The 26,090-nt window shown below is 72.7% G+C and carries 21 protein-coding genes and 1 pseudogene; 3 read left to right on the forward strand and 19 right to left on the reverse strand.

The window, feature by feature from the left end:
* Nucleotides 1–48: 48 nt before the first annotated feature.
* Nucleotides 49–876, forward strand: a complete 828-nt coding sequence (locus tag IH25_RS0103175) for an alpha/beta fold hydrolase (protein ID WP_030602433.1) — start codon at nt 49–51, stop codon at nt 874–876.
* 59 nt (nt 877–935) lie between these two features.
* Here IH25_RS0103175 and IH25_RS37300 read toward each other — a convergent pair.
* The 19 genes and pseudogenes from IH25_RS37300 to IH25_RS0103280 all read right to left on the reverse strand — a co-directional run bounded on the left by IH25_RS37300 (nt 936) and on the right by IH25_RS0103280 (nt 23,193).
* Nucleotides 936–1,874: pseudogene (locus IH25_RS37300) on the reverse strand (aldo/keto reductase).
* 107 nt (nt 1,875–1,981) lie between these two features.
* Nucleotides 1,982–2,995, reverse strand: a complete 1,014-nt coding sequence (locus tag IH25_RS0103185) for an isopenicillin N synthase family dioxygenase (RefSeq protein WP_245172676.1) — start codon at nt 2,993–2,995, stop codon at nt 1,982–1,984.
* A 4-nt stretch (nt 2,996–2,999) separates the two neighbouring features.
* A complete protein-coding gene (locus IH25_RS0103190) occupies nt 3,000–4,238 on the reverse strand; it encodes a glycosyltransferase family 2 protein (RefSeq protein ID WP_107058309.1) in 1,239 nt (412 codons plus the stop codon).
* Between the two features lie 146 nt (nt 4,239–4,384).
* Entirely contained in the window at nt 4,385–5,296 is a 912-nt protein-coding gene (locus tag IH25_RS0103195; protein WP_030602442.1) for an SDR family oxidoreductase, read from the reverse strand.
* Nucleotides 5,293–6,354 carry an ROK family protein gene (locus IH25_RS0103200; RefSeq protein ID WP_051753707.1) on the reverse strand — a complete coding sequence of 354 codons (1,062 nt, stop codon included), beginning with the start codon at nt 6,352–6,354 and terminating at the stop codon, nt 5,293–5,295. Before IH25_RS0103200 ends, IH25_RS0103195 begins: the two co-directional genes overlap by 4 nt.
* A complete protein-coding gene (locus tag IH25_RS0103205; protein WP_051753713.1) occupies nt 6,351–7,520 on the reverse strand; it encodes a sugar phosphate nucleotidyltransferase in 1,170 nt (389 codons plus the stop codon). Before IH25_RS0103205 ends, IH25_RS0103200 begins: the two co-directional genes overlap by 4 nt.
* A complete protein-coding gene (locus IH25_RS38435) occupies nt 7,517–7,942 on the reverse strand; it encodes a hypothetical protein (RefSeq protein ID WP_157846931.1) in 426 nt (141 codons plus the stop codon). The genes IH25_RS0103205 and IH25_RS38435 overlap by 4 nt, the downstream gene beginning before the upstream one ends.
* A gap of 18 nt (nt 7,943–7,960) precedes the next feature.
* Nucleotides 7,961–10,450 (reverse strand): NUDIX domain-containing protein, encoded by a 2,490-nt coding sequence (locus tag IH25_RS40455; protein ID WP_107058310.1) that lies wholly within the window; start codon nt 10,448–10,450, stop codon nt 7,961–7,963.
* A gap of 53 nt (nt 10,451–10,503) precedes the next feature.
* Entirely contained in the window at nt 10,504–11,745 is a 1,242-nt protein-coding gene (locus IH25_RS0103225) for an MFS transporter (RefSeq protein WP_051753720.1), read from the reverse strand.
* 82 nt (nt 11,746–11,827) lie between these two features.
* The gene (locus IH25_RS0103230) at nt 11,828–13,021 is read right to left on the reverse strand and encodes an MFS transporter (RefSeq protein WP_051753721.1); all 1,194 of its coding nucleotides are present in this window, start codon (nt 13,019–13,021) and stop codon (nt 11,828–11,830) included.
* A gap of 144 nt (nt 13,022–13,165) precedes the next feature.
* On the reverse strand, nt 13,166–14,434 hold the full coding sequence (locus IH25_RS0103235) for a glycosyltransferase (protein ID WP_051753724.1): 1,269 nt from the start codon (nt 14,432–14,434) through the stop codon (nt 13,166–13,168).
* A 74-nt stretch (nt 14,435–14,508) separates the two neighbouring features.
* A complete protein-coding gene (locus IH25_RS37305; RefSeq protein WP_037654191.1) occupies nt 14,509–15,276 on the reverse strand; it encodes an SDR family NAD(P)-dependent oxidoreductase in 768 nt (255 codons plus the stop codon).
* Nucleotides 15,273–16,007 (reverse strand): HAD-IA family hydrolase, encoded by a 735-nt coding sequence (locus IH25_RS0103245; protein ID WP_051753727.1) that lies wholly within the window; start codon nt 16,005–16,007, stop codon nt 15,273–15,275. Before IH25_RS0103245 ends, IH25_RS37305 begins: the two co-directional genes overlap by 4 nt.
* 40 nt (nt 16,008–16,047) lie before the next feature.
* Nucleotides 16,048–16,977 (reverse strand): VOC family protein, encoded by a 930-nt coding sequence (locus IH25_RS0103250; protein ID WP_245172677.1) that lies wholly within the window; start codon nt 16,975–16,977, stop codon nt 16,048–16,050.
* Nucleotides 16,974–17,720, reverse strand: a complete 747-nt coding sequence (locus IH25_RS38955) for a cupin domain-containing protein (protein WP_051753729.1) — start codon at nt 17,718–17,720, stop codon at nt 16,974–16,976. The genes IH25_RS0103250 and IH25_RS38955 overlap by 4 nt, the downstream gene beginning before the upstream one ends.
* A complete protein-coding gene (locus IH25_RS0103265) occupies nt 17,710–18,936 on the reverse strand; it encodes a sedoheptulose 7-phosphate cyclase (RefSeq protein WP_078844107.1) in 1,227 nt (408 codons plus the stop codon). Before IH25_RS0103265 ends, IH25_RS38955 begins: the two co-directional genes overlap by 11 nt.
* Nucleotides 18,937–19,011: 75 nt before the next feature.
* A complete protein-coding gene (locus tag IH25_RS0103270) occupies nt 19,012–20,400 on the reverse strand; it encodes a glycosyltransferase (RefSeq protein ID WP_157846932.1) in 1,389 nt (462 codons plus the stop codon).
* 307 nt (nt 20,401–20,707) lie between these two features.
* Nucleotides 20,708–22,072: a uracil-xanthine permease family protein gene (locus tag IH25_RS0103275; RefSeq protein WP_063755125.1), complete on the reverse strand. Its 1,365-nt coding sequence runs from the start codon at nt 22,070–22,072 to the stop codon at nt 20,708–20,710.
* Entirely contained in the window at nt 22,069–23,193 is a 1,125-nt protein-coding gene (locus IH25_RS0103280; RefSeq protein ID WP_030602480.1) for an aryl-sulfate sulfotransferase, read from the reverse strand. The genes IH25_RS0103275 and IH25_RS0103280 overlap by 4 nt, the downstream gene beginning before the upstream one ends.
* Before the next feature lie 192 nt (nt 23,194–23,385).
* Here IH25_RS0103280 and IH25_RS0103285 point away from each other — a divergent pair, with 192 nt between their 5' ends.
* Both IH25_RS0103285 and IH25_RS0103290 read left to right on the forward strand, forming a co-directional pair.
* Entirely contained in the window at nt 23,386–23,940 is a 555-nt protein-coding gene (locus IH25_RS0103285; protein ID WP_030602483.1) for a helix-turn-helix domain-containing protein, read from the forward strand.
* A gap of 222 nt (nt 23,941–24,162) precedes the next feature.
* The gene (locus IH25_RS0103290) at nt 24,163–26,019 is read left to right on the forward strand and encodes a glycoside hydrolase family 9 protein (RefSeq protein ID WP_030602486.1); all 1,857 of its coding nucleotides are present in this window, start codon (nt 24,163–24,165) and stop codon (nt 26,017–26,019) included.
* Nucleotides 26,020–26,090: the final 71 nt, after the last annotated feature.

The raw sequence follows: 26,090 nt of genomic DNA on the forward strand, positions 1-26,090 counted from the left end.
GCTCCTGGAACGACCGAAGCGGCCACCCTTGAAAGGCAGGACCCGACCATGCCGGTGTGCACCACCCGCGACCAAGTCGACATCTTCTACAAGGACTGGGGCCAGGGCCGGCCGGTCGTGTTCATCCACGGCTGGCCGCTCAACGGCGACGCGTGGCAGGACCAGCTCAAGGCCGTCGCCGACGCCGGCTTCCGCGGCATCGCCCACGACCGCCGCGGCCACGGCCGCTCCACGCCCGTCTGGGACGGCTACGACTTCGACACCTTCGCCGACGACCTGAACGATCTGATCAACCACCTCGACCTGACCGACGTGACGCTGGTCGCGCACTCCATGGGCGGTGGCGAACTCGCCCGCTACATCGGCCGGCACGGCACCGGACGGCTGCGGTCGGCGGTGCTGCTGTCCGCCGTCCCGCCCGTCATGGTGAAGTCCGACGGCAACCCCGAAGGTGTACCGGACGAGGTGTTCGAGCAGATCAAGAACGGCATCCTCAACGAACGCTCGCAGTTCTGGAAGGACACCGCGGAGGGCTTCTTCTCCGCCGACCGGCCGGGCAACAAGGTCACCCAGGGCAACAAGGACGCCTTCTGGTACATGGCCATGGCCCAGACCATCGAGGGCGGCGTGCGCTGTGTGGACGCCTTCGCCTACACGGACTTCACCGACGACCTCGAGAAGTTCGACATCCCCACCCTCGTCGTCCACGGCGACGACGACCAGGTCGTCCCCATCGACGCCACCGGCCGCAAGTCCGCCGAGATCATCGCCGACGCCGAACTCAAGGTGTACGAGGGCGGCTCCCACGGCATCGCCATGGTCTCCGGTGACAAAGAGCGGTTCAACCAGGACCTGATCGAGTTCCTGCGCCGCTGACCGGCCCGGCCCCGACGGTGCGTCCGGTGCATCCGGTACGGCAGCGAAGAGCTTCTTGGCTAACGCGCCTCGGTGAAGCGCGCCAGGTGTGCGTCGGTGAGCCGCACGCGGCGCGCGGCGAGTGCCTCCTCGATCTGCTCCGCCCGGCCGGCGCCGACGATGGGGGCGATCCCCTGCCGCATCAGCCATGCCAGGACGACCTGGTTCCGGGTGACCGACAGCTCCGCGGCGACATCGTCCAGGACCGCGAGTACGCGAGTGGTCCCCGGGTGGTCGTAGGTGTCCGGCAGCGGCTTGTCCGGGCGCACATAGGAGCCCCACAGGAGTGAGCTGTACGACCACACCGTGAGCTCCTCCGACCGCGCGAGGTCGAGGTCTTCGGCGGTGAGCATGCGGTGGCCGCTCTCGGCGACGGGGGTGAGCGGCCGCGGCTGGACGAGCGAATGGCGCAGTTGCAGGGCCGTCCACGGTGCCACGCCCTGCTCCCGCGCGAGCGACCGGGCGCGCTCGACGCGCTAGGCGGCATGGTTCGCCGCGCCGACCCGCAGCGCCACTCCCTCCGCGACCAGTTCGCCGAAGGCGCCGACCGTCTCCTGAAGCGGCACGGTGCGGTCCTCGGCGTGGGCCCAGAGCAGATCGACGTGTTCGACTCCGAGACGCTTCAGGCTCTCCTCCACGCCGGACCGGACGGCCCGCGCCGAGAGCCCTTCGGCGCTCTGTGGCCAGGAGTGCGGGACGAGCGGGTTCTGCCGGACCTTCGTGGCGATCCGCACCATGTCACGCGCTCCCGGGCGGGCTTTGAGCCATGCGCCGATGACGCGCTCGCTGGCGCCGCCGACGCCGCTGGGGTCGGCCCAGAAGGAGTAGCAGTTCGCGGTGTCGAGCCAGACACCGCCGCCGGCGACGAAGGAGTCGAGGACGGCGAAGGCCCGGTCGGGGGCGACACGGGTGCCGAAGTCCATGGTGCCGAGGACGATCTGGTGATCGGTGGTGTTCATGCCGCCATGCTCGGTTTTGAAGTGCACTTCAGGTCAAGGGCTTTCGGGGGCACCACCCCCGGGCCGGTCCTCGGATCCGACCGGGAGGCGGTGCCGCCGGGCCGGGGTCAGCCGGGCAGGCTCACCGTCGCGCCGACCTTCTGCAGGATCGACTCGCCGGCGATGACGGGTGACAGGCCCTCGCCGCCGCCCACCGGAGCGGGCAACGGGACGATCTCGGCGTCGGGATCGGTCTCGAAGAAGTAGACGAGTGACACCAGTTCCTCGTCCGGCGCGATGCTGCTCGGAGCGAGGACGCGGTGGCGCAGCGCCCGCCAGCGGCCGTCCGTCCACAGGGACATGAGGTCGCCGAGGTTGACGACCAGGGTGCCCGGCACGAAGGGCGGCTCGAACCAGCCGTCCTCCTCGTTCCACACTTCCAGGCCGCCGATTCCGGGCTGCCGGTCCAGCAGGGACAGCGTGCCGAAGTCGGTGTGCGGGCCGACGCGCATCTGGCCAGGCTGTATCTCGCCCAGGCTGGTCAGGGAGGGGTACCAGTTGACGTTCTGCGTCCAGGTGGCCCGCGCGCAGCGCGAGGTGAAGAAGTCCGCCGGCAGGGCGAGGACGTCGGCCAGCACGCCCATCACCTCGTGGGCGACGCGGGTCATGTGCCCGGTGTACGCCAGCACCGTCTCGCGCAGCGCGGGCTGTTCGTCCGGCCACTTGTTGTCGGGGTAGTACAGCGCGTCGAACGCCGGGTCGCCGGTGCGGTGGGTGGGGCCGACGTGGAAGGCCTCGTGCAGGTCGGAGGTGTCGGGCTTGCCGTCCAGGGCGCCGACCTGGAGCGCGCCGAGTCCGCGCCATCCGTTGTCGTAGGGGCGGCTGACCCGGTACCGCTCCTTGTCCTCGCGCGGGAGCCCGAAGAAGGCGCGTCCCTCGGTGCGCATCCGGTCGGTCAGTTCGTCCGGCACCCCGTGGCCGGCCAGCAGGAACAGGCCGGTCTGCCGCAGGGCGGCGTCCAGTCGCGCGGCGATGGCGGCGCGCTGCGCGGTGTCCGCCTCCTTCCACTCGGTCAGGTCCAGTACGGGTACGTCCTGTGCCATGTCGGGCTGCCTTTCATCGCTGTGGAGATGTGCTGTCATGCCGTCACCGGTCCGGGCCCGCCGCCGCGCGCTCCTCGGCGAACCGGTCGATGTCGCCCAGGCGTTCGCCGGGGCCCCAGGTGAGAGCGGGGATGTGCGCGTTGATCAGTTCTCCGTCCTCGCGCAGTACGGCGGAGGAGGGGTGGTACATGTGCAGCAGCGGATCGCGGTACTGGTCGAAGGCGGAATGTGTGTCCATGCGGTAGGCGAAGTCGTTGTCCTCGCCTCCCCAGCCCTCGAACCGCTCGTCCATGCCGCCGATGCGGTGGAAGGCGCTGGTGCGGACCCAGACGCAGCAGCCGGGCGGCCGGCGGAGCACGAAGGCCCGCAGGTGGTCGGTGTCGACCTGGGGGACGCCGCGCCCGAGGCGTTCCTCGATCGCCCAGGAGGTGGCGGACTCGTCGAGGCACCACATGTCGCGGTAGCTGAGGTGTCCCATGGTGCCGCGTTCCCGGAAGCGCGCGGTGTTGCGGGCGATGAAGTCACGGTCGACCAGTACGTCGGCGTCCAGGATGCACACGGCCTCCGGCCGGCCGGGCGCGTTGACCACGCCGACGTTCACCGCCCAGGACTTGTTGAAGAGTCCGTCCTTGCGGGCGAAGAGGTAGTGGTCGGTGTAGGGCAGGACGGCGTCCCGCCGGCGGGGTATGTCGTCGCTCTCCACGACCACGACCCGGTACGACGAGGCCGGCACCGACTGGTCGCGCAGCGACAGCAGGCAGGCCAGCAGGTTGCGCAGCCGGTGTCCGGGGCCGCGGTCGCGGAACGGTACGACGACGAGCGTCTCGGCGTCGCCGCCGGGCTCGGCGGACGCGGCGGGCCGCGGGACGGTGACGGCGGCGAGGGAGTGCAGCCGTTCCGGGGTGACGCTCGGCGTCGCGCGGGGGCTGTAACGGCCTCCCAGGTGGTACCCGAGACGGGAGTTGGACTCGGCCTGCCAGGCCTCGGTGAACAGCTTGTCGAGGGCCGGGGCGGCGCGGTCGTGGGCCAGTTCGGTCAGCCGCCGGTGCAGGGCCGCGTGGGTGGCCGGGTCGGCCGGTCTGTTCCGCAGCGCCTCGGCCGCCGCGCGCAGTTCGCCGTCCGGGACCCGGGCCATGGCTTCCACCACGGCCTTGCGGTACGGCAGTCCGCGTTCCCAGTAGAAGATGCTGGCCTCGCGTGCCTGGGGGTCGGCGTCGACCGCGAGGGTGGTGACGACGGCGTCGGCCAGCGTGTCCGGGTCGTGGGGCATCAGTGCGGGCACGGGTGTCCCTCCTCTTCGCGTGGTTCGGGGTCGGTGGGTGGGGGTGCGGGCGACCGGCCGCACGGGGGTGTGCCCGCGGCACGACGCCGTACGAGGGCGTGCGCAGCCGTGGGGCGCGACGCGGCGGCGAGGTCGGCCCGGGCGGGTCAGAGCGCAGCGGCGCGTTCCGCGCGGGTGAGCAGGAGGCGGGTGCCGTCGTGGGCTCCGCGGACCGGGACGCCTGCCGTGGCCGGGTGGGTCGTGAGCAGGGTGCTCGCCAGACAGCTGTTCTCCGGCCGGGAGGCGTACCGGCCGAGGGCGCGCGGCTGCCCCGTCACCCGGTCGGGCGGCAGGCCCAGTTCGCGTGCGATGAGCCGGGCCCAGTCGGCGCGGGAGATCCGCTCGGGTCCGCCCAGGTGCAGGAGTGCGGGCGCCGGTGCCGGCAGCACGGCGGCGGTGACCGCCGCCACGTCCTCGACGAGCACCGGGGTGGTCCACTGATCGGTCGGGGCCGTGATGTGCTCTCCCGCGCGCAGCCGGTGCACGCAGGACGAGAAGAAGTTGAGCCACTTCGGGGCGGCGGCGGGCTCCCAGCCGTAGATGAGGCTCACCCGCAGCACCGTCGTGGCGCCACCCCGTTCGGCGAGGACTCGTTCGGCGGCGAGCTTGGCCCTGCCGTAGGCGTTGGCGGGGCGGGTCGGGCTGGTCTCGACGGGGCCCGGGTCGGTGCCGTCGAAGACGTTGTCGGTGGAGATCAGCACGATCCGCCGGTCGTCGGCCGCCTCGGTCACGACGCGTGCCGCCCCGGCGTGGCCGCGCAGGCTCTCCTCGGGGTGTTCCTCGCACCAGGTGACGTCCGACGGGCCGTGGACGAGGACGATCCGCTCGGCGTCCGTGGCGTCGACGACCCTGCGGACCGCCGTCGGGTCGGTGACGTCGAGGGCCGACCACGGCGGCCGGCGGCCGGTGTCGGCGGGGGGTGGGGTCCGTGAGGCCAGCACGGCCTTCTCACCGGAGTGCAGCAGATGCGCGGCGACGGCCCGTCCGACGAATCCGCTGCCGATGACCAGGGTGCTCATACGCTGTCCTCCAGGACGGGGGTGAGGTGCGAGGACCGCTCCAGCATGCGGCCCATGCCGATCAGGCAGTGGTCGTCGTCCCTGGCGCCGAGCGCGAGCATGGCGCGGGTCTCGGCGCTGTCCAGGCCGAAGCAGCCGTGGCGGACGAGTTCGTCGCCCAGCAGGGAGACGAACCGCTCCCCCACGGCGACGGCGAAGCCGCCGATGAACAGGTACCGCCGGATGCCGATGGCCGTGAACAGGCAGTTGACGGCCGAGGCGAGCGGGCGCAGCGAACCGCGCAGGGTGTGCGTCGCGAAGGGGTCGCCCGCGCGGACGGCCCGGGCCAGTGCCTCGTTGGTGATGCCTTCCGGCCGGTGTCCGGCGGGTGCGGCGAGTGCCGAGCGGGCGAATGCCGCCGGGTCGGCCGCGGCGGCGGCGCGGGCCGCGCGCAGGATGCCGCGGCCGGAGGCGACGGCGCCGAGGTGGCCCCGGCCGCCGCAGTCGCAGGGCGCCGCGTCCTCGCTCAGATCGATCCGCCAGTGTCCCAGTTCCCCGCCGTGCCCCTGGTCGTCGACGAGGACCTCTCCGTGCCGGAAGACCTTGCTGCCGATGCCGGAGCTGATGGTGATGAGGCAGAAGGGCTCCGTTTCCGTCTCGGCGTAGCGCCAGGCCGCGGCGGTGATGTCGTTGGCGACCAGCACCGGCAGGCCGAGTCTCGCCGAGAGCAGGTCACCGACGTGCACGGGTTCGGCCTCGGCGCCCCACAGGGTGGGGGCCGCGCGGACGACGCCGTCCTTGGTCAGCGGGCCGGCGAAGGAGAGGCCCACCGCGCTCGCGCCGTGGCCGTCGGGCGAGCGCAGGTACTCCTCCAGTTCGCGGGCGAGCTGGTCCAGGACCCGGCGCTGCGCGGTGCCGGCCGCCCGGGCGCCGGGGCGGCCGATGCCGTCGGTGGTGACCCGGCGCACCGCCTCGACGCCGCCGTGGGCCGTGATCCGGCCGATGCGCAGGCTGGTGCCGCCCAGGTCGGCCACGACATGGCGGCGCGGGCCGGGCGCGGCCGTGATGGCGGCGCTCACGACGCCGCCCTGACGGTGGCGGGCTCCGGGTCGCAGTGCTGTACGGTGCCGTCCTCCAGCACGATGGCCGACTCCAGCCGGGCTCCGTCGGGTATGCGGGCCCCCGGCAGCAGCACGGAGTTCCGCACGGTGGCGCCGGTGCCGATGCGCACACCGGGGTAGGTCACGCAGTGGTCGAGGAGTCCGTGGTTGACGAGGTCGTCCCGGACGATGCTGGAACGCACGCCGTCGCCTTCCTCGACGAAGCGGGGGGTCAGCTCGGGGCGCACGGTGAGCGGCAGGTCGGTCAGCGGCAGGGTGGGCGTCCGTTCCAGCAGGCCCAGGTGGGACCGGTGGTAGCGGTCCACGGTGCCGATGTCCTCCCAGTGGCTCTCGACGGGGTAGCCGCGCACGCGTTGGCCGTCGGCCAGCATCGCCGGGATGACGTCCCGGCTGATGTCGTGCTGCCAGTCGGTGTGCCGGAGCCGTTCCAGGTACCGGCGCAGGAGCGCGGCGTCGAAGACGCAGAAGGCGGCGAACACGAGGTCGCTGGTGGGGTGTTCGGGTTTCTCGACGAATCGGGTCAGGTCTCCGGAGGCGTCGAACTCGACCATGCCGAAGAGGTGGACGTAGCGTCGCTCGATGCGCTGGTACGACACCGTGAGCGCGGCTCCGGACGCGCGGTGCCGGCGGATCATGTCGCCGTAGTCGAACCGGTAGACGTGGTCGGCGTGCAGTACCAGGATCTCGGACGGGTCGCCCTCGAAGACGTGCTCGGCCTTGGTGATCAGGGCGTCGGCGGTGCCCCGTTCCTGCGGCCAGGTGCGCCGCGGCAGCACGGCGGGCGGCGCGTCGGGGGACCCGCGGTACGCCTCGTCGTAGGGGCCGAAGTGCACGCGGAAGCCGGGGTCGCGGTTCCAGACGGTGTGCAGGTCGTCCATGAGCCGGCGTTCCTCGTACTGGGAGAGCAGCAGGACGTCCCGGAAGCCGGAGCGGCGGGCGTTGGCGAGGCTGAAGTCGATCAGCCGGGCGGTGCCGCCGTACGGCACGAGCGGTTTCAGCCGGCCCCGCCCGAGGGGGCCCAGGCGCCGTCCCTCGCCGCCGGCCAGCAGGACCGCGCGCACTCCGTCCGTGTCCCGGGGGGTGTGGGGGGCCTGCGCGGTCGTCGGTTCCAGCCGTGCGTTCATGGTGACGGGGCCTTCCTGTGGGACGGTGTCGGGCCGGGTGCCGGGTCCGGGTGGCCGGGGCCTGTGGGCGGCGGCGTCGTGATGCGGTGGCTCAGGGAGCGCCACCAGCTCAGGGTCACGCTGTCCGGGTCGAGGCAGTCGGGGGTCCGCATCGTGGTGCGTGCCCGTTCGAACGCGGCGATGGTGGCGTCGATGTCGTCGGTCTGCACCGTGAACAGCGCGAGGTGGCTGCCGGGTCCGGCCGGAAGGCCCGGGGCGCGGTCGCCGCCCGCGTCGCCGGGCAGGAGCTGGAGCCGCCGGGCGGAGACGAAGCCCGGGACGCGGAGCACCTCGTCGAGGTGGAAGTCGTCATACCAGCGGTGGTACTCGGCCTCCGCGCCGGGTCTCGGCCGGGTGTGCACCACCAATACGTGGGTTTCCATGCGTGCCCTTTCCGAGTGTCAACTCCGGTGGTCTACGGCGGACAGGCCCGCGCGGCCGGCCGCCAGGTGCCGCTGGAGAAGGGCGAGGGCGGCCAGGGTCGAGGCGTCCTTGACGCGGCCATCGGCGACCATCCGCCACACCTCCTCCTCGGAGAACCAGCGGCTGACCAGGCCGGCCTCCTCCGGTTCGGGGCGGGGTTCGCCCTGGGTGAGGCCGGTGGCGAGGATGACGTGGCAGCCCTGGTCGCTGTAGCCGTAGGCGGCGAACAGGTGTCCGATCGGGGTCATCTCGGCGGCGGTCAGCCCGGTCTCCTCGGCCAGTTCGCCCCGGGCGAGGTCGAGGGGGTCGGCGTCCGGCCGGTCCTCCCAGGAACCCTGCGGGAACTCCCAGTAGCGCCCCTCGACGGGATACCGGTACTGCTCGACCAGGTGGAAGCCGCCGTCGGCGTAGGGGATGACGACCGCGAAGTCGGGCTTGTGCACCACGCCGTACAGGCCCGGGGTGCCGTCGTGGCGCAGGGTGGTGTCCTCGCGCACGCTCATCCAGCGGTTCTCGTAGACCACTTTCGATCCGGTGGCCCGTACCTCGGGTTCGCTGTCCACCCGCAGCGCGTGCCAGGCCGACCTGCCGTCCCGGCCGGTGACGAGCAGCGCGAGCACCCGTGCCGGTCCGGGGACCTCACCGGTGAACAGGTCTCCGGCGGGCCCCGCGGTGAGCTCCGTCACGGCAGGGTCGGGGGTGGCGGGTACGACCTCGACCCGGCTGATGCCGGGGCCCTGCCACCGCACCCGCACGGTGTCCCCGGTGAGGTGGGCGCGGCCGTGGCCGGCCGGGAGCGGATCGCTGCCGTCTTCGGCGAGGACCGAGCGGACCACCGGGGTCGCGTCCGCCGGGCGGCGCCCCTCGGCGCAGGCGGTGAACACGGCGAGGAAGCGGTCGGCGGCCGCCTTCCAGGTGAAGCCGCGGCCGGTGGCGACGGCGTTGGCGCGCAGGGTGTCGATCCGCTTCGGGTCCTCGTGCCACAGGGTGAGCATGCGCAGGACGCCGGACCGCACCGCCTCGGTCAGCGCTTCGTCGTCCACCCGGAACGAGCGGGGCAGCGCCAGTCCGGTGGCGCCGGGCGCGTCCAGGTCCTCGGTGTGTCCGAAGTGCCGCATGCCCTGCTGGGCGGTCGCGATGGGAACGCAGCCCGCGGCCATCGCCTCGCCCATCGCCATCAGGAAGGTGTCCATCTCGAACTTGGACGGGAAGACGCAGAAGTCACTGGCGGTCGCCCAGTCCATCAGTTCCGGGGTGCTCATCGGGTCGGTGCGGACGCGCACGAGGCCGGCGTGGTCGCGTTCCAGCGCGGCCAGGTCCTCGTCCTTCGGGGGCAGGGGGGACAGGCAGTGCAGCAGCACGTTGACCCGGTGCCCCTCGTCCAGCAGCCGCCGTACCCCCCGGAACAGCTCCTTCTGGCCCTTGTGCTGCACCGAGTACCGTGCGTTGTGGTACAGCGTGGGCAGCTCCGGGTCCAGTCCCAGGGCGGTCAGGGTCCGCCGGCGGCGTTCCCCGGACCGCCGTACGTCGAGCCACTCGTCGCCGATGGCGCAGCCGCCGACGGTCATCAGGTCGGTGCGCGCCCGGAGTTCGCGGCGCACGGCCAGTTGCCGGAAGAGCTGCTCGAAGGGGGTTCCCGCCTGGGTGAGCGCGTGGGCGAGCTGTCCGTCGGAGAGGAAGTCGAGCGCGGCGACGGACCGGGACACCAGGCCGAGCACCGGCAGGTAGTCGTGGCCGGGGCGCTCCGGGGAGTCCGTGTGGAGCAGGGTGCGCGGCAGGTAGGCGCGCATCGCCCGCTCCAGGTGGCCGTCGAGCGGCGGGTCCGCGAGGCCCTCGGCGACCGAGGTGTCGGCCCCTTCGTGGCGGAGGAGGGCGCGCACCTCGGGGCCGTAGACCTTGGTGTTGACCGCGAGGTTCGTCTGCACGGTGGACACCACCTGGTGGCCGTGTCCGGCGAGCAGCGCGGGCAGGAGGTAGTGGTGGACGGGCTCGTGCAGGTGCACGACCGCGCCGGCCGGGATCCGCTGTCTGACGTAGCGGGCGGCGGCGACCTGGAAGGCCAGGGTCTTCAGGTAGGTCAGGTCGTGGCCCTTGAGGTCGGCGGGCGGGTGGAAGGTGTCCGGGTGGGTGTCCAGCAGGCCGCCGCTCAGCAGCACGATGTCGATGCCCTCGACGGTCATCCGGTGGGCGCGCACGGACAGCGGCAGGCGTACCGTCTCCGGCTGGTCCGGCCACTCGGCCGGGTCCAGCCGCACCGGGATCTCGTCGTCCGTCCGCCAGTCCAGGTCGACGACCTCGTAGCGCTCTCTGAGCAGCGGCAGGAGGCCGTGCGCGGGAGTGACCGCGCCGACCCGGTGGCCCTGGTCCCGGAACTGCCGGACCAGGTTCCACAGGTAGACGGAGGTGCCCGCCTTGACGAGGCGGTCGTCGAATCCGCTGAACTCGAAATGACACTCGATGATGTGCAACGGTCCCTCTGTTCGCTAGGCGGTACGGCGAGTCGGCCGGAATGCGGGCTGGGTCAGCCGCGTCCGGGGCCGGGTACGAGTCCGGTGTCTTCGGTGCGGCCGGGGGCCTCGGGGGCCGGGCCGGCCGGGCGCAGGGCCGGCGCGCCGAGCGCCACCAGGAAGACGAGGAGCGCGGGCAGGCCGAGGGCGAGGGGCAGCCCGACGAACGTGCTGACGCTGCCGATGACGATGGGGCCGATGAGGAAGCCCACGTAGCCGAGGCTGACCACCAGGGACAGGGCGGCACCCGCGCGGGCCGGGTCGCGCTGGCCGGCCGCGGAGTAGACCTGGGGGGCGATGCAGGACATGCCCGCGCCCAGGCAGGCGAATCCGGCGACGCCGGCCCACGGCCGGCCGATGATCAGGGCCGCCGTCATGCCGACGGAGGCGAGCACACCGCAGGCCCGGACGAGCGCCACCGGCCCGAACCGCGCCGTGAGCCGGTCGCCGAGCAGGCGTCCGGCGGTCATCGCCGCCGAGAACGCGGCGAACGCCGACGCGGCGAAGCCGGGCGAGCCGCCGAGGTCCTCGTGCAGGTAGACGGCGCTCCAGTCGGCCGCCGTGCCCTCGCCCACCAGGGCGCACATGGCCAGGGCGCCGAGGAACCACAGCTGCGGCGAGCGGATGACGCCGCGTCCCGCGGGCCCGGCGGGTGCGTCCTGCGGCGTGGTGTCGCCCGTGCCGGCCGGCAGCGCCCACAGGGCCGCCCAGAGCGCCAGGAGTACGACGCAGCCGCCCACCGAGAGGAAGGTCGCCCGTGCGCTCAGCTCCTGACGGGCGAACAGGCCGCCGGCCGCCGAGCCGAGGAAGCCGCCGATGCTGTAGACGGCGTGGAACGACGACATGATGGGCCGTCCCCAGGCCCGCTGGACCTCGATCGCGTTGGCGTTCATGGCGATGTTCAGGGTGCCGTGCACCAGTCCGAACAGGAACAGGGCCAGCATCAGTGCCGCGAGGTCCGGCATGTAGGCCGGCGGGACGAGGAGGACCCCCTCCAGCAGTGCCGTGGGCACCATGACCCGGGTGCTGCCGTAGCGGTCGGTGAGCCGGCCGAGGACCATCATGCCGACGATCGCGCCGAGGGCGAAGGCGAGCAGCGCGAGGCTCAACAGGCCGTCGCCGAGGTCGAGATGGCTTTTCACGCTGGGGATCCGGCTCGTCCAGGCGCCCAGGGCGGCGCCGAACAGCAGGAAGAGCAGGGAGGTGGCGGTGCGTCCGCGCCGGAGCACGGCGCGGTCGGTGGCGGTGGTGTCCATGCGGGCTGTCTCTCCGATCGGTGCCCCTCGGTGGGTCACCGTGGGTGGCGGCTGGGGTGCTGTGTCGTCGGCGCCGTCGGCGTCAGGTGGCGGCCGGTTTCTCGGGGGTGCCGGACGGGCGCAGCACGGCGGCCGTGCCGACGAGCGACAGGGTCAGCAGGGCCACCAGCGCGAAGGAGACGGGCAGCGAGGTCGCGTCGGAGACGAAGCCCATGACGGCCGGTGCGAGCAGGTTGGAGGTGTAGGTGAGGGTGGCGACGCCGGCGATGGTGCGGCTGGTGTCCACGGCAGCCGCACCCGCGGCGGCGAAGGACAGCGGCAGGACGACCGCCACTCCGATGCCCACCAGGGCGAAGCCGCAGATGGCGGGGGCCGGGGTGCGCGCGACGACGACCAGGAGCAGACCGATGGTGGCGACGGCTCCGCTGAGCCGGACCGCGTTCACCACGCCGATCCGCCGGACCACGTGGTCGCCGAGCAGCCGGCTGAGCGCCAGGGCGCAGGCGAACCCGGTGTAGCTGCCCGCGGCGACGCCGTCGGAGGCGTGGGCCACGGACGTCAGGTAGACGGCGCTCCAGTTGCCGCTGGCGCCCTCGGCGAAGACGGCGCAGAAGCCGACCGCGCCGATGGCCAGCGCGGACCGCGGGGGCAGCGCGAAGCGCGGCGGCTCCTGCTGGCCCGGGCGCGGCCTGATGTCGAGCACGCCCTGGGTGGCGTACAGCCCGACGCAGAGGAGGACGGCGGCCGCGGCCGCGAAGTGGACGCGGGCGTCCACCCCCGTCGCCGCGGCGAGGGACCCGGCGCCCGAGGCCACCAGTCCGCCGACGCCCCACATGCCGTGCATGCTCGCCATGACGGAGCGGCCGAGTGCCTGTTCCAGTTCCACCCCGGCGGCGTTCATCACGACGTCCGCCATGCCCGCCGCCGCGCCGAACACCAGCAGCCCGGCGAACAGCAGGGCCACGTCGGGGGCCAGCGAGGGCAGCAGCAGCGCGAGACACCAGGCGCCGAGCAGGGTGCGCAGTGCCGCGCGCCCGCCGAACCGGTGGACCAGCCTGCTGGCCAGGGGCATGGCCAGCAGGGAGCCGAGGGCCGGCGCGAGCAGCGCGACACCCAGCGAACCGTCGCTGATGCGCAGGTGGTCGACGATCCAGGGGATGCGGGTGGCGAAGCTGCCGGCGACGGCACCATGCACGGCGAAGACGGTCGCGGTGCGCACGCGCGCCGCGCGTACGTCGGGGCGTGGCCTCGCGGGCCGGTCGGTCGACGCTTTCATGGCGGGTTCTCCTCGGGAGGGTGCGAGTGACGACAAGCGCTTGCGGTGGTCCGGCGCGGACCGACCGGGCTATTTTTCAGGCAGGGTTCCTGAAAATAAAGCCCTGTCGGCGCTTTCCGGCCTCGGCCGCCGGCCCCGCGGGAGTCACATGCGGTCGGCACCGGGGACGCGGACCTCGCCGCCGAGCCGCTTGGCCTCGGCCGTGATGTGATCGCCCCAGCGTTTCCACAGGCCGCCCGCGAGCCGGGAGGTGACCACCACGAGGTCGAACCGCCGGTCCGGCCAGGGGGTGCGCGTCCCGCACAGGTGCAGGGACTCCACGACCGTGGCGGGGGCGCCGGCCACGGCCTGCCCGAGGGCCCGGTCGTCGAAGTCGCAGAGGGTGAACCGCGCGTTCGCGGACGCCCATGCGGCCGGGAGCCGCGGGCCGCAGCCGAACACCGCCACGCGTGCCGGATCTCCGGTCCGCTCCGCCAGGTGCCGGGTGCTCTCGGCGAGTTCGCCGGCCACGTCCCGCCCGGCGGCCGCTTCGGTCCAGCCCAGCAGGTCCTCCCATTCGACCTCCAGGGGGTCGATGAGCCCCCGGGAGGACACCGCCCAGTACAGCTCGGTCTGCACCCCGGGGTGCTTGTCGAGGAACCGCTGGCAGTTGCGCATGATGCTGACCGCGGCCTCGTCGTGCGCCCGTTCGTGCGGCAGCTCGATCCCCCACGCCGTACGGGAGACCACCATGGCGACGCTGTTGCGGTGCAGCCGGTACCCGAACTCGATGTCCTCCACCCCCCAGCCCGTGAAGTCCTCGTCGAAGCCGCCGGCCGCCCAGAACTCGGCCGCGGGCACGGAGAAGTTGAGCGTCCACAGGAACACCCAGGGCATGGCCATGCGGCCGAGGTCGAAGCCGACGCGTTCGTAGTCGGGCAGCCGCATGTCCTGGAAGGACGGCACGTCGATCAGCCGCCGCACCACCTCCTCGGGCGGGAGGGTGTCGACGATGCCCTCCATCTCCCGGCTCGGGTTCGCGGGGTTGTAGCCGTACGAGTAGCCGAGCACCGCCTGCCGGCGGCCGGACACGTGGGCGTCGAGATGGGCGCGCACCCACTGCGGACCCACGACCATGCCGGTGTCGAGGAACGCCAGCACGGGCGCGGTGGCGAGCCTGGCCCCGCCGTTGCGGGCCGCGGCCACCCTGAACCCGAGGTCCTCCTGGAAGTGGTAGCGCACGCGCAGCCGGTCCGCGTAGGAGCGGACCAGCTCGGCGGTGCCGTCCGAGGAGCCGTCGTCGGCGACGACCACCTCGAAGTCCGACACCGGGACGTCCTGCCGGGCCAGGGACCCGAGCGTGCGGTCCAGCAGGCTCTCGCGGTTGTAGGTGGGGATGACCACGGACAGCCGGGGGGTGGTCTCTTCCTGCATGTCGATGTGTGCCCTTCTCTTGGCTGTCTTGGCTGAAAACCGCTGCCGGGACGGGTGCGGTCCGGCGGGGTCCGTCATCGGGCGGCCCGGACGAGCGTCGCCCCGCCGTCGACGTTGATGGCCTGCCCCGTGACATGCCGGGCGTCGGCGGAGCAGAGGAACGCCACCGCGGCGGCGATGTCGGCGGCCGTCTGCTCCCGGCTGGTGTGCGGCGGCGCCTCGCGCAGGACGACCCGGTCGGCGACCACGCGCTCGAACTCCGCCCGGTCCACCGCCGCCCACTGCCGGCTCCAGACGAATCCGGGCCGGACCAGATTGACCCGGACCGCGCGCGGTGCGAGCAGCACGGCCAGGGAGGAACTCCAGTGCTCCAGCGCGGCCTTGGCGGCGCCGTAAGCGGGTGAGACCGCCCAGGGCATCGCGGCGGCGATGGAGCTGACGTTGCACACCGCCGCGCCCGGGGCGAGCCGGCCGGCCAGGGCGCGCGTGAGCCGGTAGGCGGCCGAGACGTTGAGGTCGATGATGTCGTCCCAGACCTCCGGCGGCGGCCAGGCCACGTCGTCCACCGGTACGACGGGGGGCCGCCGCTCGCCGCCGAGCACGTTCACCAGCACCGACAGCTCGGTGGGCAGTCCGGCCACCAGCTCGGCGAGCCGGCCGGGGTCCCGCAGGTCGCACTGGCGGAAGTCGGCGCCCGCGGGCAGCGGTGCCGTGGGTTCGGACACGTCGACGACGACGAGCCGGTCGACGACGCCCCGGGTGAGCAGTTCCTCGGTCACGGCCCGGCCGATGCCGCCGGTTCCCGCGGTCACCAGGCCGACGGCGGGCGAATCTGCGCTCATGACGCCTCCTGCGCGCGTGTTCGTGAGGGGTGGGCCGGGTCGTGCGAGGTGTCCGCAACGCCGGGGCGCGGCCGTCGGGTGCCGCCCAGCAGGACGATGCGTCCCGCGCGGAGCCGGGGGGCGAGGTCGCCCACGGCGCCGATGACCCGCGCCGGCGACTCCTCGGGGCCGAGGGCCGGTCCCCGCACACCGACGACGGTCATGCCGGCGGCTCGCGCGGCGGTGACGCCGGGGAGCGCGTCCTCCACGACGACGCAGTCGGCGGGCGGGACACCGAGCGCGCGGGACGCGGCCAGATAGCCGTCCGGTGCGGGTTTTCCGCTCGTCACGTCGTCGGCGGTGACCAGCACGTCCGGCACGGGCAGCCCGGTGGCGCGCAGCCTGGAGCGGGCCAGGGCGCTGGTCCCCGAGGTCACCACCGCCCAGGCCGCGCCGGACAGCGCGGCGAGCACGGCGTCCGCGCCCCGGCAGCGCGTCAGCCCGTCGGTGTCCGCGGCCTGCCGGGCCTCCAGGCGTGCCGCCTCGGCCGCCGCGTCCAGGTGCGGGGCGATGGCGGCGATCACCTCCACGGACCGTCGGCCGTGGCAGGCGGCGAGCACCCGGGCCGGCTCCAGGCCCCGGTCGCGGGCCCACTCGGTCCAGGACCGCTCCACCACGGCCCCGGACCGCACGAGGACGCCGTCCAGGTCGAACAGCACGGCTCGGCAGCTGAGTTCCCCGCTGCCCGTCATGGCGCGAGACCTCCTTCGCGGACGCGGGGCACCGGGCCGGTCACGGCGCGGCCGACCAGTCGGCGCACGGCCCGAAACGGCGGTGCGGGGTCGTTTCCTCGTAGGGCAGCTTCCCGGGAAGGCTGATCAGCTCCATCTGCATCCCCCACGGGCTGAGGAAGTAGACCCAGCGGTCTCCCGCGATGGGCCCGTCCGTCACGGTCCGGGGGCCGTCGCCGAGGATCCGCACGCCGGGCTGCCGGCGCAGGTACGCGGTCGCCGCGTCGATGTCCCGTACGTAGAAGGCGAGATGGTGGCCGCCCACGTCGCTGTTCCTGGGTATGGCCCGGTTCTGGTCGGGTGCCGTGTACTGGAACAGTTCGAGGTTGGTGACCGGGCCGAGGCGGAGCATGGCGATGTCCGCGGTGGCCCGTGGGTGCACGTTGAGCGCTTCGCGCATCCAGTCGTCGTCGGAGCGGATGGTGTCCTCGCGGTAGAGCAGGTCGGCGCCGAGGACGTCGACGAAGAAGCGCACGGCCTCGTCGAGGTCGGGCACGGTGTAGGCGATGTGGTCGACGTTGGTCGCGGTGGGGATGCCCCGGGCGGGTGCCGGGAGCGACGGCGCCCGGGCCGGGAGGCGGCGCGCCACCGCGTCCGGTACGCAGGTCACCACGACGACCTCCGTGGCGGAGCCGGCCACCAGGCGGCCGGGGGCACCGGCCGGGAGGAGGACGGCATGTCCGTCCCGGACGGGGCGGCCCGGGCCGTGGCCGGCGGTGTGGAACGCGGCGTCCCCCCGCACCACGTACCAGAGGCATTCGGTGCCGGCCTCGGGGTCCGCGTGCAGGACGGAGTCCTTCTCCAGGGTCACGTGGTCGACGGACTCGCACTCGCTGAACAGCATGCCGCGGCGCGCGAGGCAGCGCCAGAGCCGGCTGCGGCCGTCGCCGTCCAGCACGGTCGAGGCGGCGGCGCTGTCGGTGACGATCACAGGCCCGTCTCCCTCCCGTGCGGCGACCCGACGACGAAGCTCGCGCACACGGCCCGCAGACCCGCGGTGGACGCCGTGACGGTCAGGTCCTCGCCGCCGGAGGCGGTCACGGACATGCCCTCCCGCACGGTGACGTCACCGGAGCCGCTGGTGGCCGTTCCGGCGCCCGACAGCACGAACACCGTGTGCTCGGCGCCCTGTCCGGGCAGGGCCTCGCTGGCGCCGGGGGCCAGTTCCAGCAGCCGGATCCGGCGCAGCGGGCCCTGGAGGGTGGGCCGGGGGTCCACGTCCCGCAGTTCTCCGAGGTCGACGACGACCGCTTCACCGGTGTGCGGCTCTGCCATGGGCGCGTCCTTCCAGGGTGTGTGGGCGAGGGCCATCGTGCGCGGTGCGGGGACTTCGAGCGTCAGCCAGCTCAGCGGCCCGGAGCCCGTGTTGCGCAGGCCGTGGGTCGCGCCGAGACCGGTGAGGATCACCTCTCCGGCCCGCACCGGGTGCGGCGCGCCGTTGAGCAGCGCCTCGCCCCGGCCGGAGAGCAGGACGTACGCCTCCTCGGTGCGGCTGTGCAGATGCTCGCCGCTGAGCCCGCCGGGCGGGACGCACGCCCACTCGACGGCCTCGTAGGGACCGCGCAGCCCCCGCCCGGCCGCGAGCGACCGCCACTGGGTCACGCCGGCCGCGCCGTGCACGCCGTGGACGTCCGACGGGGAGCCGAGGTCGGAGATCTGGAGGTCAGGCCGCATCGAGGCCCCCGGCGGCCAGCGTGGCGAGGGCCTGCTCGATCTCGTCCACCACCACGTCGTTGACGAACCGGGCGGATCCGATGCCCACCGGGAGCGGCAGCCGCTGGAGGCCGTCGCGGTGCCGGACGGTGTCCTCCAGCGCCTCGGCCAGGCTGTGCACCTCGCACACCGGGTGGTACTGCGGAAGGCGTAACCGGCGCATGACGCCGCCGATGCGCCGCTGCTCCCCCGCTCCGACCAGTCCGCGCCGGCGGGCGATGGCGGTGGTGAGGGCCATGTCGATGCCGACGGCCTCGCCGTGCAGCAGGTCCGGCAGCGCCCGCATCTCGATGGTGGGGCTGAAGGTGTGCCCGTAGTCGACGAGGCGCTGCAGATCGTTCTCCCAGAGGTTGGGCTGGAGCTCTTCGAGCATGCCGTGGATGGCCCGCTCCAGCACTTCCTGCACCACCTCGCCGTCGGCGCCCCGCGCCTGCATGCGGCTCGACACCAGGGTGGTGCCGTGCCGCTCCAGCAGGGAGAACAGCCGCATGTCCTTGACCAGGGCGATCTTCAGGATCTCGGCCAGCCCGTTGCTGATGTGCCGTTCGTCGAGCGTGGCCAGGAAGTCGCGGTCCAGCAGGGCCAGCGCGGGGGCGAAGTAGGTGCCGAGCCGGTTCTTGTGGCTGCCGAAGTTGACGCCCGTCTTCACCCCGACGCCTGCGTCGACGATGCCGATGAGCGTCGTGGGGACGCGCACGTACGGGGTGCTGCGCCGGTACAGGCTCGCGGCGAAGCCCACGATGTCCAGCAGGACGCCGCCGCCGACGGCGATGATCGGGTCGTGCCGCCGGGAGATCCCGAACGCGTCGAGCGCATGGACCACATGGGAGACGCTGTCCATCGTCTTGGTGCGCTCTTCGGCGGCGAGGACGCAGATGGTGGGCTCCAGGCCGTGCGCGTCCAGATAGGTGCGCAGCCGGTCCCCGTAGTGGCGCTCCACGTGGTCGTCGAGAACGATGAACCGCCGGTTGCCGGTGCGTTCGGTGACACCGGCCAGGGCCAGGTCGGGGTGGGCCGGGTCGAGCAGTCCGTCGACCATGCGGACTTCGTAGCGGACCGGTTTCGTGGCCTGGACCAGCCACTCGGGCCGGTCTCCGCCGTTTCTGATCAGGGCCGGGGCCGAGGGGTCGTCGGTGTCCGGGCGGGTACGGGTGGTGGACTGCACAAGACTTTCCATGTCGTCGCTTCCTCATCGGTTACGGATGGAAAGGAAATGGTGCGGTGGTCCGGCTCCGTGTGCGTTGCGCACCGCTCACGGGTGCGTGGCGGTCGGCGTCCGCCGGAGCAGACCGGTGTACAGCGAGCAGTAGTCCATGAATTCCCGGTAGATGAGGAATTCCTTTGTGCAGCGGCGATGAGCGGCGGTTCCGTACCGCTCGCGCAGGTCACCGTCCGCCAGCAGCCGGAGAATGGAGCGACCGAATGCGGCGAGGTCATGCGGATTACGTACCAGGGCGCCTTCGTGTCCGTCGCGGATCTGGTCGGTGATTCCGCCGACGGCGCTCGCGACGATGGCCTTGCCCTTCCACATGGCCTCGGTGACGGTGAGCCCGAATCCCTCCCGCAGGCTTTTCTGTACGACGATGTCGGCGCGCCGTTGCAGCGCGTTGACGGAGTCGGCGTTGGCTCCGGGGTCCGACAGCGAGAGGGTGACCAGGTGCACGCGCTCGCGAACCGGCCGGTCGAGCGCCTCCCAGACCCCGCGCAGCTCGCGCAGGATGCGTCCGCCCTCCGGGTCGTCGGGGATGTCGTCCGGCTCCGGCCCGGCGAGCACCAGGTGCACGTCGTCCCGGGCCGGCGCGACATGGTCCGCGAAGCCGCGCAGCACCCCGGCCATGTCCTTGAGCGGGTCCCAGCGGGAGACCTGGAGGACCATGGGGGCATCCGCCGGAAGGAGCCGGTCCTGCACGATGCGGGCGGTGCGCGCGGCGGTGGGCCGGCCGGGTCCGGGCTGCAGTCCGATCGCGTGCAGCCGGTCGTGCGCCGCCGTCCGCGTCATCGGGCGGTTCTTGCGGGCGGCGGGGTCGATCGACGGCCGCAGGACGACGACCTTGTCCCGCTGCCCGGCCAGGCCGGGCGGGGCGTACCGCTCGGCCGTGAACACGCACCGTGCGGGAGCCCGCAGGTAGGGGTCGAGGAAGTCCCAGGTGTCCCGGACCACGGCGGACCGCGCGGCGGTGCCGATGTGGCAGCGCCAGGCGACGTCCAGGCCGGCGGCGACGAGGTGCGGGGCCAGGCCGAGGGTCTGCGGGTCGTGCAGGACGCAGAGATCGCCCGGCGCGACCAGTTCCAGCACTTCCCGGGCCTGACGCCGCGTCGTGGATTCGTAGACGTCGCGTTCGGCGGGGCCGAGCGGTCCGGCCGGATCCGGACTGCCGTGCAGCCGGTGGTGGAGCCGTTTGGTGACCGCGAAGAATCCGGGCTCACCGGTGAGCACCAGCCATCGTGCTCTCAGTCCGGATTCGTTGTGCAGCCTTATGGACTTCTCCAGTAAATCGGCGACCCCGCCGCCCCGGGCGGTGCTGTTGAGGTGCCAGATGGTGCGCTGTGCCAGGGCGTGCGCAATCCGTACGGGCAGGGACACGCCGCGGGACGCACCGCCATCGGACTCCGGGAGGATCTCGCTGACCAACAAACCCACGTCCGCCACCTTCCTCGTGAATCGGACAGCGCGCGATGAATGGTGTCAAGAACCTGCAATGACCATCTGGTTCTTTAATGATCAGCCCATAGAGATCATAGAGAGCGTGCACTTAATCGGTCAACCAACGGGTTCTCGCCAGAGCGGAATACCTACTACCGAGTACCGATCAAGGTGTGACCTGCCACGTTCGACCCGTCGTACGAAGACTTCGGAGCTTTGAGGGTAATACCGGCCACAAACATCCACCGCAACAGGAGTGTTTTTTCGTTTCAGAAATATTGCACCCATTCCTCGAAATGTACTGTTAACTTCTCGGTTGCCTGCGCGGCGAGGGGAGCCGGGAGCGGGGGCCCGCCCGCCCGGGGCCGGACCGGCCGAGCAGCGCGGTGAGGAGCACCGCCGTCAGGGTCCCGGCGACGACACCGCTGCCGAGGATCGTGCGGGCCCAGTCGGGGAACCCCGCGTACAGCTGCGGGCTGAGCAACGGCAGCAGCCCCATCGTGAGCGCGAGCGCGGCCGTCAGGTTGCCCGTCCCCGGACCGGAGAGGTCGGCTCGGCGGAGCATCTCGATGCCCATGACGGCGATGACGGCGTAGACGACGAGCGAGGAGCCGCCCACGACGGCCTCGGGTATGCCGGCCAGCGCCCGGGACACGGGCGTGGCCAGGCCGACGACGACCAGGAGCACGCCCGCCCCGGCCGTCACGAAGCGGCTGCGGACTCCGGTGAGCCGGCCGATGCCGATGTTCTCGGCGCTGGTGACCATGAGGGACGTGCCGAACAGTCCGCCGGCCAGGGAGACGAGGGCATCGGCGCGGGCGACGCGCGGAACGTCCCGTTCGGGAACGGGGGTTCGGCCAGCGGTCTCGCTGTTGAGCACGGTCTGCCCGGTGATCTCGGCCAGCGTGGTGAGGCTGAACACGAGCAGCGGAAGGGCGGCCACCAGGTCGAAGCGCGGTGGACCGAAGGGCAGGAAGGCGGGCAGCGCGAAGCCGTCGCCGGCCGCGGGGGCGAAGGACCCGAGGCCGGTCGTCACCGCCACGACGGTTCCGGCCGCCATCCCGATGAGGACGGAGGTCTGACGCCAGACGCCGCGCAGCAGCACGTACGCGGCGAGGGTCGCCGCCACCGTGAGCGCGGCCAGGAGCACCGCGCGCGGCTCGCCCGTACCGTCCGGACCGGTGACCAGCCGGGCCGCGACGCGGATCATCGCGATCCCGATGAGCAGGACGGTCACGCCCATGACCAGGGGCGGGAAGAGCCGTACGACACGGGTGTACAGGGGCAGTACGGCGAGCAGCAGCGCCGCCGCCAGGAGGACGGAACCGGTGGCGGTGGGCGCGCCGTGTTCCTGGGCGATCTGGAGGAACAGGGCCGTCGCGGCACCGCCGGGCAGCATGACGAACGGCAGGCGGCCACCGATCCGCCACACGCCGAGGGACTGGAGCAGGGTGCCCGCGCCGCACAGCAGCAGGACGGCGCTCAGCAGGGAGGCCGTCGCACCGGGCGGCATCCTCAGGGTGCCGGCGACGAGGAAGACGGTGGAGACGGGGGCGGCGATCATCGCCAGGACGTGCTGGACGGCGAGCGGTACGAGCCGCCGCAACGGCACCCGCGCGTCGACGGGTTCGGCAGGGCGGGTGGCAGCCGGGGCCGGGATGTCCGTCATGCCGTCGTCTCCAGCCACGGGATGTCCGCCGCCGTGTAACGGTAGGCGCGGAAGACGGCGTTGGGTTCGGACGGGAAGAGTCCCCGGACCTCGCTCTCGTGGTATCCGGCGAAGTACGGGACGACGTACTCCCAGCAGAGGTATCCGTCCTTCGTCACCTCGAACAATCGCCCGGACGGCGAGTCGGTCACGAGCGTGTTGCCGTTCGGCAGGCGCTGCGCGGAGCCCATGAACGGCGCGAAGAAGAACTCGCGGGCCGGGTCGTGGTACTCCCACACGATGTCTCCGCCCGCCCGGTCGATCTCGATGACGCGGGAGTACGGCACGTCGTGGCCGGGCCGGAAGACGCCGTTGTCGAAGACCAGCAGCCGGCCGTCGTCCAGTTCGGTGGGCGCGTGCTGCTGGCTGACCGTGCCGGGGCGGCTGCGCCAGAGGATCTCGCCGGTCTCGCGGCTGATGACGACGACGGCCGAGACGCTGCGCAGGCTGGCGAGGATGTTGCCGTCCCGCAGGGGCGTGACGCTGTTGACGAGGGGCCAGTGCTCCCGCGCGTACGCCTCGTGCAGCGGGAAGGACGCGCGGTCGAGGTGCTCGGCGGCGCGCCAGGACCACAGGAGTTCGCCGTCCGGGCCGACCTCCTTGATGGTGTCCGCCCAGACGACGCCGCCCGCGGCTTCGGAGCCGGGCACCCCGCCCCGTACGTCCGCCGCCCCGGACCCGGTCAGGGCCTCCAGGGCCGTATAGAGGATCCGGCCGTCGTCGAGGTGGTGGGCGTCGTGGTGCTGGAGGGGGTCGCGATGCTCCCTCAGTACCGTTCCGTCGGGTGCCGCGCGGAGCATGACGCCGCCCCGGTACTTGTGCCACATCGGGAACAGGGCCTTCTCCCCCGGGAGAACGCCGTTGTAGGCGAGGGTTCCGTCAGCCAGGAGGCGGGCGTGGCGGCCGGGCCGGTAGGGGAGGTCCCAGCGGTGGACGGTGCGGCCGTGGAGGTCGATGAGATAGACCTCGCCGGTGCCGGTGAGCGGCGCGTAGAGGGTGTAGCCGTCGGACACGGCCGTCTCGTCGAGGGCGATGAGGCCGGTGGGACGCCGGCGGCGTGAGTTCTGGTCGATCGGGGGCACGTCGGAACTCCTCGTCTCGTCAAATTTTCTTTGATCAGAGCAATCGACTTTGACCGTAGAGAGGTTGTGTGACGGGCGTGTGTCGGCAGTACGAAACCGCCTCCGGGTTCTCGGCGTGCGCCACGTAAGGTGCCGTCAGGCACCGTCGGCCAGGGAGAACGGCGCCGCGCGGCGGGAAGGGGCGGGACAGCCATGGAGGCCGGGAACACACCTCGGGTGGGTGCTGCCGTACGCCGCCGACGCCGGGCGCTCGACCTGACGCTCGCCGACGTGGCACGGCGCAGCGGGCTCTCCTCCCCGTTCCTGAGCCAGATCGAGAACGACCGGGCGCGCCCCAGCATGCGCTCGTTGCAGCGGATCGCCGACGCCCTCGGCACCACGGCGGTGCAGCTCCTCGCGGCCTCGGACGAGACCCGCACGGTCGACGTGGTGCGCGCGGACGACGACAGCGGTCTCGACCGGGAGGCGCGCGTCCGGCCGGTGGTGCGCGGACGCCATCAGCTGCACGCGCTGGAGTTCATCGGCGCGCACGAGGCGGACCGCGAGTTCCGGCACCGCAACGACGAGCTGATGTACGTGGCGGACGGCTCGGTGGAGGTGGAGGCCGAGGGGCGGATCCACCGGCTGGGGCGTGGGGACACCCTGCTGCTGTCCGGCGGCGTCCGGCACCGCTGGCGCTCCACCGAGCCGGGCGCGCGGGTCCTGGTGGTCGCCGTGGGCGACCACGTGGAGGTGGTCGAGTCCTGACGGGAGCACACCGGCCCGACAAGGCGCCGTACCACGCCGGCCGCACTACCCCCGGCGGACAGCGCGGCATTCTGCCGGGCATCGGCACCCCCGTACATCCGACGTCACGCCCTCTGCCCGGGTCCCGCCGAATGCCGCAGGAGCGATTGACGCTGTGAGATCGCCATGAAACCCTGCGTGGGAGCGCTCCCAATACTGTCCCGTCCAGCCCAGGAGCAGCCCATGGCCTCCCGCTTCCCAGCCGTCCGCCGCCGTTATCGCGTGGCGGCCGTCAGTCTGGTGACGGCACTCACCCTCACCGGCGCGCTGACCGACGCCACCGGAGCCGCGGGGCTCACGCCTACCGTGGCGGCGCCCTCGGCCGCGATCGCCGACTCTCCGGTCCGGGTCAACCAGCTCGGGTACCTGCCGGACGGCCCGAAGCGCGCCACCGTCGTCAGTTCGTCGGCGCAGCCGCTGGCGTGGCAATTGCTCGACGCCTCCGGCCGGACCGTCGCCTCCGGCTCCACGGCACCGCGCGGCTCCGACGAGGCGTCCGGCGACTCCACCCATCTGGCCGACTTCACGTCGTACAGGGGCACCGGCAAGGGCTTCCGCCTGGTGGTGGACGGACAGAGCAGTCCGGTCTTCGACATCCGCGCCGGCCTCTACAGTTCCCTGCTCTCGGACTCGATGTCCTTCTTCTACCAGCAGCGCAGCGGCACGCCGATCGAGGCCTCCCTCGCCGGGCCGGAGTACGCGCGGCCGGCCGGGCACCTGGGCGTGGCGCCCAACACGGGTGACACACAGGTGCCCTGCCAGGCCGGGGTCTGTGACTACTCCCTCGATGTCCGCGGCGGCTGGTACGACGCCGGTGACCAGGGCAAGTACGTGGTGAACGGCGGCATTTCCACCTGGCTGCTGGTCAACTCCTACGACCGGGCGGCGCGGGCCGGCACGGCCAAGGCCCTCGGCGACTCCACGCTGCGCGTCCCCGAGCGCGGCAACCGTGTGCCGGATGTACTCGACGAGGCCCGCTGGGAGCTGGAGTTCCTGCTGCGCATGCAGGTACCGGACGGGCGGCCGTACGCCGGCATGGCCTTCCACAAGATCCATGATGCCAACTGGACGGGGCTGCCCACCCGTCCCGAACAGGATCCGCAGCCGCGCGAACTGCACCGGCCCTCCACGGCGGCCACCCTCAACCTGGCGGCGACGGCCGCGCAGTGTGCCCGGGTGTACGCCCCGTTCGACCGGGCGTTCGCGGCGCGCTGCCTGACCGCCGCGCGCAAGGCCTGGGCCGCCGCCAAGGCGAACCCCGGCATGATCGCGCCGGACTCCGACAGCACGGGCGGCGGCGCGTACGGCGACGGGCAGGTGACCGACGAGTTCTACTGGGCGGCGGCCGAACTGTACGCGACCACCCGGGAGAAGGCGTACCGCGACGCCGTCACCTCCTCGCCCTGGCACACGTCCTCGGACGTGTTCACCCCCTTCGGCTTCGGGTGGGCCGAGACCGCGGCCCTCGGCCGTCTCACCCTCGCCACCGTGCCGAACGGGCTGCCGGCCTCGGACGTGGCCCGGCTGCGCGCCTCCGTCGTCTCCGCCGCCGACGGCTACCTCACCACTTTGAGCACCCAGGGCTATCCGGCCCCGATTCCCGCGTCGGCGTACGTCTGGGGCTCCAACAGCCAGGTCGCGAACAACGGACTCGTCCTGGGGGTCGCCTACGACCTGACCCGGCGACCGCGTTACCGTGACGGCGCCGTGGAGACGATGGACTACCTGCTGGGCCGCAATACCCTCGGTACGTCCTATGTCACCGGCTACGGCACCCGGTACTCCCACAACCAGCACCACCGGTTCTGGGCGCACGAGTACGACGCCTCGCTGCCCAACCCGCCCGCGGGCTCCCTGGCGGGCGGACCCAACAGCGCCCTTCAGGACCCCGTGGCCGAGGAGCGGCTGCCCGGGTGCCGGCCGGCTGCCTGCTATGTGGACGACATCGGTTCGTACTCGACCAACGAGGTCGCCATCAACTGGAACGCCCCCCTGGCCTGGCTGGCGGCCTTCGCCGCCGAGCACCGGCACCACTCCTGAGCGTACGGCGGCGGTTCGCGCGGGTCCGGCCGGCTCCCTGTCTCCCGGTGCCGCGTCGCCCGTGCGGGCCG

It is taken from the genome of Streptomyces achromogenes subsp. achromogenes (assembly GCF_000720835.1).
GTDB classification, from domain to species: Bacteria; Actinomycetota; Actinomycetes; order Streptomycetales; family Streptomycetaceae; genus Streptomyces; species Streptomyces achromogenes.